The organism is uncultured Rhodoblastus sp. (genome assembly GCF_903903185.1).
In the GTDB taxonomy this organism is placed as follows: domain Bacteria; phylum Pseudomonadota; class Alphaproteobacteria; order Rhizobiales; family Beijerinckiaceae; genus Rhodoblastus.
In genome coordinates, this window is record NZ_CAIUXT010000062.1 from 22,018 (window position 1) to 34,280 (window position 12,263).

General features: G+C 62.7%; 13 protein-coding genes and 1 pseudogene. 10 read left to right on the plus strand and 4 right to left on the minus strand.

Annotated features, from left to right (window positions below):
* Window positions 1–19: 19 nt before the first annotated feature.
* A complete protein-coding gene (locus QZY01_RS05545) occupies window positions 20–1,573 on the minus strand; it encodes a HAMP domain-containing sensor histidine kinase (RefSeq protein WP_294534371.1) in 1,554 nt (517 codons plus the stop codon).
* Window positions 1,574–1,725: 152 nt separating this feature from the next.
* Between QZY01_RS05545 and QZY01_RS05550 the strand changes: the two genes are divergently transcribed.
* Both QZY01_RS05550 and QZY01_RS05555 read left to right on the plus strand, forming a co-directional pair.
* Window positions 1,726–2,337 carry a glutathione S-transferase gene (locus QZY01_RS05550; protein ID WP_294534374.1) on the plus strand — a complete coding sequence of 204 codons (612 nt, stop codon included), beginning with the start codon at window positions 1,726–1,728 and terminating at the stop codon, window positions 2,335–2,337.
* Window positions 2,338–2,521: 184 nt separating this feature from the next.
* The gene (locus QZY01_RS05555; protein ID WP_294534375.1) at window positions 2,522–2,743 is read left to right on the plus strand and encodes a hypothetical protein; all 222 of its coding nucleotides are present in this window, start codon (window positions 2,522–2,524) and stop codon (window positions 2,741–2,743) included.
* A 177-nt stretch (window positions 2,744–2,920) separates the two neighbouring features.
* Here QZY01_RS05555 and QZY01_RS05560 read toward each other — a convergent pair whose 3' ends face one another.
* From QZY01_RS05560 to QZY01_RS05570, 3 genes are read right to left on the minus strand one after another with little or no spacing between them, the layout of a single operon-like run.
* Window positions 2,921–3,658: a TadE/TadG family type IV pilus assembly protein gene (locus tag QZY01_RS05560; RefSeq protein ID WP_294534378.1), complete on the minus strand. Its 738-nt coding sequence runs from the start codon at window positions 3,656–3,658 to the stop codon at window positions 2,921–2,923.
* Entirely contained in the window at window positions 3,655–4,266 is a 612-nt protein-coding gene (locus tag QZY01_RS05565) for a TadE/TadG family type IV pilus assembly protein (RefSeq protein WP_294534380.1), read from the minus strand. Before QZY01_RS05565 ends, QZY01_RS05560 begins: the two co-directional genes overlap by 4 nt.
* A gap of 31 nt (window positions 4,267–4,297) precedes the next feature.
* Window positions 4,298–4,792: a pilus assembly protein N-terminal domain-containing protein gene (locus QZY01_RS05570; protein WP_294534382.1), complete on the minus strand. Its 495-nt coding sequence runs from the start codon at window positions 4,790–4,792 to the stop codon at window positions 4,298–4,300.
* Window positions 4,793–5,299: 507 nt separating this feature from the next.
* Here QZY01_RS05570 and QZY01_RS05575 point away from each other — a divergent pair.
* The 8 genes and pseudogenes from QZY01_RS05575 to QZY01_RS05610 all read left to right on the plus strand — a co-directional run.
* Window positions 5,300–5,464 carry a Flp family type IVb pilin gene (locus QZY01_RS05575; protein WP_294534385.1) on the plus strand — a complete coding sequence of 55 codons (165 nt, stop codon included), beginning with the start codon at window positions 5,300–5,302 and terminating at the stop codon, window positions 5,462–5,464.
* Between the two features lie 602 nt (window positions 5,465–6,066).
* The gene (locus QZY01_RS05580; RefSeq protein ID WP_294534387.1) at window positions 6,067–6,231 is read left to right on the plus strand and encodes a Flp family type IVb pilin; all 165 of its coding nucleotides are present in this window, start codon (window positions 6,067–6,069) and stop codon (window positions 6,229–6,231) included.
* A gap of 195 nt (window positions 6,232–6,426) precedes the next feature.
* Window positions 6,427–6,918, plus strand: coding sequence for a prepilin peptidase (locus tag QZY01_RS05585; protein ID WP_294534390.1), 492 nt, complete (start codon window positions 6,427–6,429; stop codon window positions 6,916–6,918).
* Between the two features lie 247 nt (window positions 6,919–7,165).
* Window positions 7,166–7,969, plus strand: coding sequence for a Flp pilus assembly protein CpaB (gene cpaB / locus QZY01_RS05590; protein ID WP_294534392.1), 804 nt, complete (start codon window positions 7,166–7,168; stop codon window positions 7,967–7,969).
* On the plus strand, window positions 7,966–9,492 hold the full coding sequence (locus QZY01_RS05595) for a type II and III secretion system protein family protein (protein WP_294534395.1): 1,527 nt from the start codon (window positions 7,966–7,968) through the stop codon (window positions 9,490–9,492). The genes cpaB and QZY01_RS05595 overlap by 4 nt, the downstream gene beginning before the upstream one ends.
* 142 nt (window positions 9,493–9,634) lie before the next feature.
* On the plus strand, window positions 9,635–10,384 hold the full coding sequence (locus tag QZY01_RS05600; RefSeq protein WP_294534397.1) for a CpaD family pilus assembly protein: 750 nt from the start codon (window positions 9,635–9,637) through the stop codon (window positions 10,382–10,384).
* 3 nt (window positions 10,385–10,387) lie between these two features.
* Window positions 10,388–11,638 carry a CtpF protein gene (locus QZY01_RS05605; RefSeq protein ID WP_294534400.1) on the plus strand — a complete coding sequence of 417 codons (1,251 nt, stop codon included), beginning with the start codon at window positions 10,388–10,390 and terminating at the stop codon, window positions 11,636–11,638.
* Between the two features lie 137 nt (window positions 11,639–11,775).
* Window positions 11,776–12,263 (plus strand): annotated as a pseudogene (locus tag QZY01_RS05610) (CpaF family protein); the annotation flags it as partial.

Below are 12,263 nucleotides of genomic sequence, written 5' to 3' on the forward strand. Positions count from 1 at the left end.
GGTCATTGGATTAACCCCCTCACGCGGCGTTGCGCGGCAGCCGGCGGCGGATCGACTTTCGTGGCTCCGGCGCGTCGGGGTCGAGGTGCGGCAGCGCGTTCATCACCCGCTCGGGCGGGAAGACGACGATCGCTTCCGTGCCCTCGCGCAATTTCGAGCGCAGGTTGAACACGCCGCCGTGCAATTCGACCAGCGCCTTGACGATCGGCAGGCCGAGCCCCGCCCCCTCATCGGCGTTTTTCTGCGCCATCGAGCCGCGCCCGAACGACGACAGGATGACCGGGATTTCGTCCTCGGGAATGCCCGGCCCATTGTCCTTGATGGCAAAATATTGCCCGCCGGCAAGCGTCCAGCCGATCTTGATCTGGACCTTGCCGCCCTGCGGGGTGAATTTGATGGCGTTGGTGAGCAGGTTGAGCGCGATCTGGCGCAAGGCGCGCTCGTCGGCCCAGATGCGCGGCATGTCGGGCTCGACGATTTCGTCCATGATCACGCCGCGCTTGCCGGCCCGCAGGTCCAGCAGGCGCCTGCAATCCTCGACGATCCCCGACAGCAAGACCGCCTCCTCGCGCAATTCGTAGCGTCCGGCCTCGACACGCGACAGGTCCAGGATTTCGTTGATCAAAGTCAGCAAATGCGCGCCGCTCGAATGGATGTCGCGGGAATAGTCGCGATAGACCTCGACGGCGTGGCGGCCGAACAGTTCGGCTTCCATCACTTCCGAAAAGCCGAGGATGGCATTGAGCGGCGTGCGCAATTCATGCGACATGGTGGCGAGGAAACGCGATTTGGCGAGGCTCGCCTCCTCGGCGCGCCGCCGCGCCTCGTCGGAAATCGCCTTCGCCTGCTCCAACTCGCCGATAGCGTGATCCTTTTCGGCCTGAAAGGCCAGCGAATCGAGCTGGCCGAAATAGATTCGCCGCGCCAGCGCGACGAAACAAAGCAAGGCGCCGAGCGCCAGCAGGGTCATCGGCGCGACCGGGCCATAAAAACTCGTCGGCCGCATATAGAACAGCAGGCCGAGCGCCATCGGCGCCAGCGCCGCATGGACCGCCGCCGGCAGCAGCGCCGCGACCACCGTATGGAAGGCCGAAGCCAGCATCAGGACCACCATCACATAGGTCGTCGCCCAGGGGTCGGCGACGCCGATCATCAGGACGGCGAACAGGCCCCAGCCGACGCCATTGGCCGCCTCGGCCAAGATGAAGCGGGCCCGCCAGCCGCGCGGCCCGATTCTCGACTTTTCCAGCCGGAGCAGGCGCAACGCCTCCCAATGGGCCAGCAAAGCCGCGCAGGACTGGACGCCAAACCAGACGGCGACCAGCAGCGGCGGCAGCCAGAGATGGGTCATCGCCGCAATGGCGAGGCACAGCAGCGCCTGCGGCAGCAGGGCGGCCTTGCGCCCCTCGGCATGAAGCCGCAGCAGCGCCAAATCGTGAACGCCGTCGCCGGCGCGCGCCGAAGTCAGGCTTTCGCGCGCCTCGCGCAGGCCATTGGCGCGAAGGCGGCGCTGTTCGCCCCCGCCATCGGCGAAGCGCCCGCGCGCGATCATTTCTGCGGTGACTTCGGACATGGGGCGAGGAAACTTCATGGCGTGACGATACCGCACCACTTTCCATGAGAAAGCTTAATGGGCGGCTGACGCCAAACCGCCAATTGTCGCGATTGACAGCGCGCGAACGCTTTCGTCTGCTGACGCCCTGTCCCTCCCGAGCGAGGCCCGGCATGAAACTCTACGATTCCGCCTTCGCGCCCAATCCACGCCGCGTCCGCATGTTCCTCGCCGAAAAGGGAATCGCCGTCCCCATGCAGGCCGTCGATCTCGCCAGCCTGCAACAGAAGGCGCCGGAATTTTCCGCCGTCAATCCGTTGCAGCGCATCCCGGCGCTGGCGCTCGATTCCGGCGAGGTCCTGACCGAATCCGTGGCGATCTGCCGTTATTTCGAGGAATTACAGCCGGCGCCGCCCTTGTTTGGAGAAAGCGCGCTGGAAAAAGCCCGCGTCGAAATGTGGCAGCGGCGCGCCGAACTGGAATTCTTCCTCCCCATCGCCCAGGCCTTCCGCCATAGCCATCCGGCCATGCGCGAGATGGAAAAGCCGCAGATCGCCGAACTCGCGCAAACCAGCCGGCCGCGCGCCGTCGCCTTCGCGCGCTTTCTCGACGCGGAATTGTCGCAGCGCCCCTATCTGGCCGGCGAGACCTTCACCATCGCCGACATCACGGCTTTCGTCGCCGCGGAATTCGCCCGATTCGCCCGGATAACCTTCCCCGACGAACTGGTCCATCTGGCCCGCTGGCGCGCCGGGATCGCCGCCCGCCCCAGCGCCGCCGCATGATCCCTCGCCGCGCATCGAGCCCTGCAGACGGGCGCGTCCGGCGCATTAAAAAACTGTCAGGTTGGGGAAAAGTGACAAATTTCACTTGTTATGTTGCACTGCGGCATTAGAATTGTTATAACATGTGCTGTAGCGGCGGTAAGCCGCTGGAGAGATGGATCGCCAACCCCCGAGGGAGGCCATCATGCAAGCTGGTCAGAAGGTGCGCTTCAAGGAAGCTTCGCCACTCAGTCTGGATTTGAAAATTCCGCGCGAGGCTCAGGGCGCGGTGCTCTGCCACTATCGTCTGCTGCGCGGCGACAACGACGCCCATCGGCTTGACGTGCGCTTCGGTCCTCAACTGGTGGTCTGGGGCGCGCCCGTAGATCAGTTCGAAACGATCGAGGAAGAGGTCGTCGCCAACTGATGGCGTGAACGATTTTTTGGCAAGCCCAAGCCCGGACATTGGGCGCCTCATGGTTTTCGCGCATAATCATTGATCTCCGGCGGAGTTGCCGGCTTCAGCCGCCTTTGCGGTTGCCCTGCATTCCCGCGCATCGTGCGAGGGGCCGCTTTCGTCGCCTGCTGAGGCGCCGGTTGCGGGTCACGGCGTATTGGGTGTGCAGACGACATAATTCGAGGACGGAATCGCGCCGCCCGGCGTCCAACGGATCGCCGCGCTGGCGCCGTTGCGCGGCGACATATAGGTGGTCCTCGACAGGACATAGGTCGATCCGTTGCTCCAGTTGTTGTTCTGGAATCCGAAGCCCGGACTGAAGGCATAGGTCACGTCGGCGACGATCACGTAAGTGTCGGTGGTATTGCCGCTGGCGACCGTGGGCGGATAGGCGCCGACCGGCATCACGCCAGCGCCGTTCACGCCATTCAGCGACTGAAGCAGGGTCGGACATTGCCGCAAGGTCGGATTGGGTCCGGAACCGACGCTCCACAGCACCTTGGCGACGCAGCACTGGCTGTTGGACGCCGAGACATTGTCGAACACGATTTCCGAAATTGTCATGTTCGTCGTCCCGGCCAGCGGATAAAGCACCGCCGGGGCAGCGGCGAAAATATTGAGAATATCGGCGTCGGCGAGCACCGGGATCGACGCGCCCGGCGCCGGCAGCGTCTGCGCTGCCAGATCGGCGAGGGTCCGAGACAGCGTCTGCGTCTTGCGCCGCGCATCAAGCCCCTGGGCCAGCATGACGCCGCCGAAGTAAAGCGCCAGCATCATCGGCAGGATCAAGGCGAATTCGACGGCAGCCATGCCGGATTCGCCGCGCCGAAGCCAGGCCCGCCAGCGAAGGTCCGGCCTTTTGCGAAGGGCGACGCGGAGGGTCATGTCGGCTCATTTCTGAACACCGCGGTCGAGAAGATCGCGTGAACGAAACCGGCGCCGTGCGGATTGGCGTAAACCGAATTTGAAGACCCGTTGTAGAGGTTGGCCGCGCCATTGCCATGGGCGCCCGTGGCCACCAGAACGGAAAGATACACCGGCATCGGGTAGAAAGCCTGGAAAACCACGATGTAGCCGGGCTGGCCGAGATTCACATTGGTCGAGGGCGAGTTGTACCAGCCCCTGCCGATCGAACCGGACACGCTCGAAAAATTGCTCGTCGATGGATTATAGGCTTGAATGTTCAATGTCACCTTGCTGCAGTCGATGAACGAAGGCAGCGCCGGGCAGAAGGAATTGGCCAGAAAGTTCGACGCCGTCGGAGTCGAATTGCCGGTAAAATTATTGATCAGCACCTTCCGCGCGACATTGTTGACCGCGTTGTCGAAGGCCGCATGGGTGAAAAGCACCAGAGCGGTTTCGAAAATCGCGCAGAGCAGCCCGAGAAACGGAATCGACACCATGGCGAATTCCACCGCCGCCGCGCCGTTGCGGCTGCGGGCGAAACGCCCCAGCGCGCCGCGCCGCCTCGCGGATTGATCGGTTGAATTCATCGCGCCTTGCCTCCCCTGCCCGCCACCGGATCTATCGGGCGGCCGAAAACGCGCCGTGCTGGGCGACGGCGGCGGCGCGCTCCGAGGCGGTGGTTTTGGCGTCGGCGAGATCGATGGTCGGCAGGCACAGCGGCGCGCAAATGTAGCTTTCGCGATTGAGGCCGTTCTGGACCAGCAAATCGACTTTTTCGCCTCCCACCCGGACTGTCCATTCGCCGAGCAGATTGCCCTGGGCGTCGAGCGCGATCAGATTGGTTTCGCCAAAACTTTTTCCGGTGATGACGCCCATGCCGCTGTTCTTGAGCATGGTCACGTCGGCGATGCCCGGCTGGCCGATCACCAGAATCTGGGTGTGGTCGGGAATGCGCGCGACCCGCGCCTTGTCCACCGAAACCTGAAGCACATCGCCCGAAACCGCGAGGGCGCGAGAAGGCGCCAGGCCAGCGGCCAGCGCCAGGCCCGCCGCAAGCGCAAGGACCAGGGCCGGGAAAGAGCCGATCTTGGCTATCGCCGCCGGAAGTCGCATGAACCCGTCTCCGCTCTCGCAAAGTCGCCAAGGCGACAGGAATTTCATCGGCTTTTTTCATGAGCCGATGATATTAAACGGGACATTGGTGAAAGATTGCTGAATTTCGCCCGCACCCCGCAATCAGAGTAAACATAATGCATCCGCGCACGAATAATGGTGACGTTACGTCATATTATTCCGCCCAAACCTACGCATAAATTATCGCACCTTTATTTTAATTTTTTCAAAAAATTTTAATAATTATTTTTTATTCGATAAAAATATATTTCTACAAAATATATGTAATTTATTGATTATATATCATATTTTCCATTTTATTTTATTACCTACGTAAGCGTGTGAGATCCGATATTGTTAAGATAATATATTCAATAACGTCGCTTATAATTTAATGACGAGCTCTCGTTTTAACAATAATGCAAGCCTCGCCGACTATAATCCCCATCATCGTCGCCGAGCTTCGCACAAGGCGACGCCTTGATTCGATCCTGACTGGAGCAGACCATGAAGTCGATTTTCACCCGTTTCCTCAAGGACCAGTCCGGCGCCACGGCCATTGAATATGGCCTCATCGCCGCGCTGATCTCGGTCGTAGCCATCACGACGCTGACCGCCGTGGGCAGCAAGCTCAACGACAAGTTCACCTCCGTCTCCGGCGGACTCAACTGAAAGCTCTCGCGCCAAGCCGTTTGGTTTGCAAGGAAAACGACATCCGCTGTTCGCGCGAATGACGAAGGCCGCTTGCGCGCCGCCAGCTCGGCGAGAACGCGGGAAAGCCTCCGCGTCCTGCGCCCGGCGTCGCGTTTTGGGCGCCGACGGGAAGCCGCCGAAACAAGGCCGCAGGAGCAAGGCGTCCGCATCGTCCGCTAGAAGAGGGCGAAGGGCGCCAGCCCTGTGTCATCGAACCCGCCAGGGTGAAAAATGGCGCGTCGCGGGATGACCAACCCAAATGCTCTACGCCACCTTCCCCATGCGCGGACGATTCAAGTCACGATGAACACTTTTCCTGAGGCAGGAAAAAATTGCTTTTGCAACACCTTATAACTCCCTATGAGATTCAGTTAAATCGATAATTTTTTATTGTTTTGATTACGCGCGTCAGCTTACGAACGTAATCATCACCAAATTGAAAATTTAACCTTATTTTTGCGCGCATAAATTTTGGTTTTTGTTTTAACAATAAAGCAAGCCTCCCTATCTATATTATTTTTTATCGTCGCCGAGCTTCGCAACAAGGCGACGCCTTAATCCGATCCAACCCGGAGCAGACCATGAAGTCGATTTTCACCCGTTTCCTCAGGGACCAGTCCGGCGCCACGGCCATTGAATATGGCCTCATCGCCGCGCTGATCTCGGTCGTAGCCATCACGACGCTGACCGCCGTGGGCAGCAAGCTGAACGTCAAATTCACCTCCATCTCCGGCGGCCTCAACTGAACGGTCTCGCGCACAGCCGTGGCGTTTTTTGAGGAAAACGAAATTCGCGGTTCGCGCGAAAGGCCAAGGCCCCGCCTCCCGGCCAAAGGCCCCGGACCCCTCCGGGGCCTTTCCCCACGTTTTCCCTTGCCTTCCGGCGCGCGCCTGTCTCAGGCCCGCTCCGCTGTCTGGATGGTCAGGCCCATGGATGCGCCGATGCTGTTGGTTTTTCCGGCCCTTATGGCCTATGCGGCCTTTTCCGACCTTTTCACCATGACCATTTCCAACTGGATTTCGGTCCTCCTCGTCATCGCCTTCGTCGGCGCGGCGCTGCTCGTCGGAATGCCGGCAGCGCAGATCGGCCTGCATCTGGCCTGCGGCCTCGCCGTGCTGGCGCTGACCTTCGCGCTGTTCTGCTTCGGCTGGATCGGCGGCGGCGACGCCAAACTGGCGGCGACCACCGCCGTGTGGATGGGCTTCGAACATCTCGCCGAATATGGCCTCGGCGCGGCGCTGATCGGCGGCGCCCTGACTTTGGCGATCCTGCAATTCCGCCGCTGGCCCCTGCCCGGATGGGCGCGCGCGCGCGACTGGACGATGCGCCTGCACGACAAGGATAATGGCGTTCCCTATGGCATGGCTCTCGCCGCCGCCGGCCTCGCGCTCTATCCCGAAACGGGCCTGTTCCTGCGCGCGCTCGCCGCCTGAGCGGTTCAGTCGAATACACTTTGTCGCTACGTCATGTAAAAATTATAATCAAAAATTTTTTATTCGAAATTTTATTTATTTAAAAATGATCTATAAGTTATTTATATTTATTTGATTCGGAAAATTTCAATATAAATTACCTTACGTCATCATTATAAATGATTCATTAACCTTAATTTGACGTTTTGCTGTTTAATTTCAGCCGCAGCTGCTCACGGACGCATTCTCGCGCAACATCAAAACGCTCATGAAAAAATCCCGGGTCCTTTTTCTCGCCTTCGTCATCGCCTGCGGCGGCGCGGCGACCTTTCTGGTTCTCGACCGGCCGGAGCCGGCGACGCGCGTCGTTCAGGCGCCGCCGCCGCCCCCTCCGGAACAGGTGCTGGTAGCCGCCCATGACTTGAGTTTCGGCGTGGTGATCCAGCCGGGCGACGTCGTGTGGCAGAACTGGCCGAAGGACTCGCCGGTCCTTGGCATCCTCCGCAAGTCCGAGGCGCCCAACGCCATCGACGATGTGAAGGAATCGGTCTTGCGCGGCTCGTTCCTCGCCGGCGAGCCGATCCGCCGCGAAAAATTATTCAAGGGCGCCAATTCGGGTTTTCTGTCGGTGATTCTCGCGCCGGGCTTTCGCGCCGTCGCCATCGCCATCGATGGCGGCGGGGCGACCACCGCCGGCAATTTCATCCTGCCCAACGACCGCGTCGATGTGATCCACATCTATCGCGATGACGACGCGGCCAGAACCGGCGCCGGCGACGCCTATGTCAGCGAAACCCTGGTCGCCAATGTCCGTGTGCTGGCGATCGGACAGAACGCCCAGGACAAGGGCGGCCAGCCCTTCGCCACCGGCTCGACCGCAACGCTCGAACTCGATCCCCGTCAGGCGGAAAAAGTGATTCTGGCGCAGCGCGTCGGCCAATTGTCGCTGGTCCTGCGCGCCTTGCAGGACGCAAAGCAGATCGGCGGCCCGGTCAGCCCGCAGCAGGAAAACCATGACCGCAGCGTCACCGTCGTGCGCGCCGGCGTCGCCAGCCAGTCGCGCGGCAAATGAGCGGCGCGCCAGCCGCGCCGCGTGACGGCGCCCGCCCCGAAAATTCGCGCGTGGCGCCGCCGCGCATCTGGCGCCCCACGCATCGCCGGGCGCTCGCCGGGCTTTTCTCCTGGCTGGCCTGGGCTGCGCCATTCCCGCCGGGCGCGGCGCTTACCAGCAACGCCAATGCCGCCGAGTCCGACCTCCTCACGCTGCAAGGGGAAAACGCGCTGCGCCGCGTCACCATGGGCGTCGGCAAGTCGATGATCGTCGAACTGCCCGCCGAGGCCGGCGAAATTTTCGTCGGCAATCCCGCCATCGCCAACGCCGTCGTCCGCTCGGCTCGGAAAATCTACATCATCGGCCAGTCGGCCGGACAGACCACGATCTACGCCATGGATCGGCAGGGCAGGCGCATCGCCACGCTGGAACTGTCGATCGGCCGCGACATTGGGCAATTGCAGAACATCCTCCAGACCGCCCTGCCCCATTCGCGGATCTCGGCGCGCACGGTCAACGAATCGATCATCCTGACCGGCGAGGTCGAGTCTCCCGGCGATATGCAGACCGCCGTCGATATCGCCAAGGGTTTCGCCGAAAGTGGCAAGAACGGGGTCGGCGCGGCGGCCGGACTGGTGGTCAACGCCATTACCATCAAGGGACGCGACCAGGTGATGATCAAGGTCACCATCGCCGAAATCCAGCGCAATATTTCCAAGCAACTCGGCATCAGTTCCTCGACGCTGGCCGGCAACTGGGGCGCCTTCACCCAGAACAATCCCTATTCGGTCAATGGCGGGCCGATGACCACCGGCGTGCTCAACACCGTGACCAAATTCGGCGGCCCCTCGATGCTGACCCAGACTTTGCAGGCGTTCGAGCGCAGCGGCGTCGCGCGCACGCTGGCCGAACCGACCGTCACCGCCGTTTCCGGCGAGAGCGCCCACTTCACCGTCGGCGGCGAAGTGCCGATCTCCGGCGGCATGACCTGCACCGGCGGCTCCTCCGCCTCCTCCTGCGCCGCCGCCATCAACTACAAAACCTATGGCGTGACGCTGAATTTCACCCCTGTCGTGCTCGCGTCGGGACGAATCTCGCTGCGCGTCGCCACCGAGGTCGCCGAAATCGATCCCGCCACCTCGGCCAATATCAATGGCGAGACCGTTCCCGGCTTTCGCACGCGCCGACACGACACCACCGTCGAATTGCCCACCGGCGGCTCCATCGCCACCGCCGGCCTGATCCAGTCCATGTCCACCCAGGCGATCAACGGCACGCCGGGCGCGATGAACCTGCCGATCCTCGGCGCGCTGTTTCGTTCGCGCGACTACCAGCGCCAGGAGACCGAACTGATGATCGTCGTCACGCCCTATATCGCCAAGGCGGTTCCCGCCAGCGCTCTCGCCCGGCCCGACGATAATTTCGCCGACGCTGCGGACCCGCAGGCCTGGCTGCTTGGCCGCGTCAACCGGCTTTATTCGACCACCGACAACCCCGAAGCCGCCCGCCATTTCAACGGCCGCGTCGGCTTCATTCACGACTGATTTTCTAGCGCCTTCAAGCGAAGCAAAACCCGGTCTATGTGAATAAAACGATTAAAAACAATAGACTAGAACCCAAAAAGCGATCAAGAAGGATCGCAAAAAGGGGTCTGGCCGCCCGCCCCTCCTGAAACGGACAGCGAAAATGCCGCATCGAGACGCCTTCGCCTGCAACACCCGAAATTTTCAGGCGCGGCAAGGGCGGTTTCTCGCGGCGCTGGCCCTCGCCCTGCCCCTCGCCGCCTGTTCGGGCGCCGACCGCGTCGTCACCGCCCCGGTCGAACCGCCCGACGTGCGCGCGCGCCATCCGATCGAACTGACGCGCGGGCGGGCCAGTCTCGACGTGCTGCCCGAAGTGCGCAATCGCGAAATCGACGCGCGGACGCGGGCGCAGGTCCGCGAATTCGCCGGGCAATATCGCCTCAACGGCTCGGGCGACATCGGCATCGCCCTGCCGGGCGAGGGACCGGGCGCGGGACAGGCGCGCTCCGCCTTGCCGGGTCTGCGCCGCGCCCTCGTCGCCGGCGGCGCGCGCGGCTATGTCCTGATCTCGACCTACCGAATCGCCGATCCCGCGCTGGCCGCCCCGATTCGGCTTTCCTATGATTCCGTCGTCGCCCATGTCCGCTCGCGCTGCGGCCAATGGCCCAACGACCTCGCTTCCGGCGCTTCGCTCAATGGCTGGGAAAACCGGCCCTACTGGAATTTTGGCTGCGCCAGCCAGCAGATGCTCGCCACCCAGACCGCCGACCCGCGCGACCTGATCGGTCCCGCGGCCGCAACGCCGGCGGATTCGCTGATGCGCGGACGCGCCATCGACGCCGTGCGCGCCGGCAAGGACCCGGGCACGTCCTGGAGCGTGCAGAACAGCAATATCGGCGGCTTGGGGAACTGATTTATGACCAGCGAAGCCATAACGTCCCCTTCGCTCGCGGAAAAACCGGCGAAAATCGCCGCCGTTCCGCGCATTTCGCTCCAGGCCTTTTGCGAGACGCCGGAACTGGCGGCGCTCGTCGGCGAGGCGGCGAAGGACCGGCGCATGGAAAAGGCTCATGTCAAGATCAACATGGGCGGCGCCCCGGCGGCGGTGGAGGCTTTTCGCGCCGCGCCGACGCCCAATGTCATCGTGCTCGAATCCTCGGCCGGTAGATGCGACCTGATGGACCAACTCGAAGCTTTGGCGGAATTTTGCGATTCCGGCACCAAGGTGATGGTGATCGGCCGCGTCAACGACATCACGCTCTACCGCGAGCTGCTTGCGCGCGGCGTCGGCGATTATCTCGTCCAGCCCTTCGCCATGATGGAGTTCATCGCCGCCGTATCCGCGCAATATCATCGCGGGTCCGCCGCCCCGCTCGGCAGGGTCGTCGCGGTCGCGGGCGCCAAGGGGGGCGCCGGCGCCTCCTGCGTCGCACATAATCTCGCCTGGTCGATCTCGCGCGAACTCGACGCGGCGACGGTCATCGCCGATTTCGACCTTCCTTTCGGCACGGCGGGCCTCGATTTCAACCAGGACCCGCCGCAGGGCATAGCCGAGGCGGTGTTCGCGCCCGAGCGGCTCGACGCCAATCTGCTCGACCGGCTGCTGTCGAAATGTTCTGACAAATTGTCGATCCTCGCCGCGCCGGCGACTCTGGAGCGCTGCTGCGACCTGCCCGAAAGCGCCTTCGACGGCTTGATCGAGCTGTTGCGCGCCTCCACGCCTTACATCGTGCTCGACCTGCCGCATGTCTGGACCGCCTGGTCGCGGCGCATGCTGACGGTCGCCGACGAGGCGGTGCTGGTCGCCACCCCGGAACTGGCGAGTCTGCGCAACGCCAAGAGCCTGCTCGACGCGCTTCGCGCGGCGCGCCGCAACGATCCGGCCCCGCGCCTCGTCATCAACGGCGTCGGCCTGCCGAAACGCCCCGAAATCGCGCCCGCCGATTTCGCCAGGGCCGTCGAGGCCGAGCCCAGCGCCATCCTTGCCTTCGACGCCAGATTATTCGGCGCCGCCGCCAATAACGGCCAGATGATCGCTGAATTGGAGGACGGCGCCAAAACAGCGCAGGTTTTCAACGATCTGGCGCTGCTGGTGACCGGACGCGGCGACGTCCGGCGCGAATCCCGAAAATTTCTTGCAACGCTGCGGGCGGCGTTCGGGCGCTAGAGCCTTTTCCGATCCGATTGAACGGAAAATGGGCTCTAGTTTTTGTTTTTACGCGTTTTCTTCACGCGAACCGGAATCCACTTCGCTTGAAAACGCTCTGGACGGCGCCATCGCCAAGGGAGAGGAGGGGAACGACGATGTTTGGAAAGCGCTCCGCCGGCGGCCCCGCGCATCGAACGGCGCAGGGGCCCTCCGCGACACGGGTCGAGGCGATCGCGGCCTCCGCAGCGCCGACGCCTGCCGCGGCGATTCCTCTGCCGCCGATGGCTATGCCCGCGCCGGCTCCAACCCCCTCGGCGCCGTCGGGGGAAAACCGGCGCTCGGACGAATATTACCTCACCAAGAGCACGATTTTCGGCGCGCTGATCGAGGCCATCGACCTCGCGCAACTGGCGCGGCTCGAACCCGACAGCGCGCGCGAGGAAATCCGCGACATCGTCAACGAAATCATCCAGCTCAAGAATGTCGTGCTGTCGATCGCCGAACAGGAAGACCTGCTCGACGATATCTGCAACGACGTGCTCGGCTATGGACCGCTGGAGCCGCTGCTCGCGCGCGACGACATCGCCGACATCATGGTCAATGGCGCGACGCGCACCTTCATCGAAGTCGGCGGCAAGATCCA

Excerpts from the sequence above, each read along its gene's own strand:
- QZY01_RS05545 (WP_294534371.1), bottom strand. The coding sequence starts at position 1,573 with ATGTCCGAAGTCACCGCAGAAATGATCGCGCGCGGGCGCTTCGCCGAT.
- QZY01_RS05550 (WP_294534374.1), top strand. The coding sequence starts at position 1,726 with ATGAAACTCTACGATTCCGCCTTCGCGCCCAATCCACGCCGCGTCCGC.
- QZY01_RS05555 (WP_294534375.1), top strand. The coding sequence starts at position 2,522 with ATGCAAGCTGGTCAGAAGGTGCGCTTCAAGGAAGCTTCGCCACTCAGT.
- QZY01_RS05560 (WP_294534378.1), bottom strand. The coding sequence starts at position 3,658 with ATGACCCTCCGCGTCGCCCTTCGCAAAAGGCCGGACCTTCGCTGGCGG.
- QZY01_RS05565 (WP_294534380.1), bottom strand. The coding sequence starts at position 4,266 with ATGAATTCAACCGATCAATCCGCGAGGCGGCGCGGCGCGCTGGGGCGT.
- QZY01_RS05570 (WP_294534382.1), bottom strand. The coding sequence starts at position 4,792 with ATGCGACTTCCGGCGGCGATAGCCAAGATCGGCTCTTTCCCGGCCCTG.
- QZY01_RS05575 (WP_294534385.1), top strand. The coding sequence starts at position 5,300 with ATGAAGTCGATTTTCACCCGTTTCCTCAAGGACCAGTCCGGCGCCACG.
- QZY01_RS05580 (WP_294534387.1), top strand. The coding sequence starts at position 6,067 with ATGAAGTCGATTTTCACCCGTTTCCTCAGGGACCAGTCCGGCGCCACG.
- QZY01_RS05585 (WP_294534390.1), top strand. The coding sequence starts at position 6,427 with ATGCTGTTGGTTTTTCCGGCCCTTATGGCCTATGCGGCCTTTTCCGAC.
- cpaB (WP_294534392.1), top strand. The coding sequence starts at position 7,166 with ATGAAAAAATCCCGGGTCCTTTTTCTCGCCTTCGTCATCGCCTGCGGC.
- QZY01_RS05595 (WP_294534395.1), top strand. The coding sequence starts at position 7,966 with ATGAGCGGCGCGCCAGCCGCGCCGCGTGACGGCGCCCGCCCCGAAAAT.
- QZY01_RS05600 (WP_294534397.1), top strand. The coding sequence starts at position 9,635 with ATGCCGCATCGAGACGCCTTCGCCTGCAACACCCGAAATTTTCAGGCG.
- QZY01_RS05605 (WP_294534400.1), top strand. The coding sequence starts at position 10,388 with ATGACCAGCGAAGCCATAACGTCCCCTTCGCTCGCGGAAAAACCGGCG.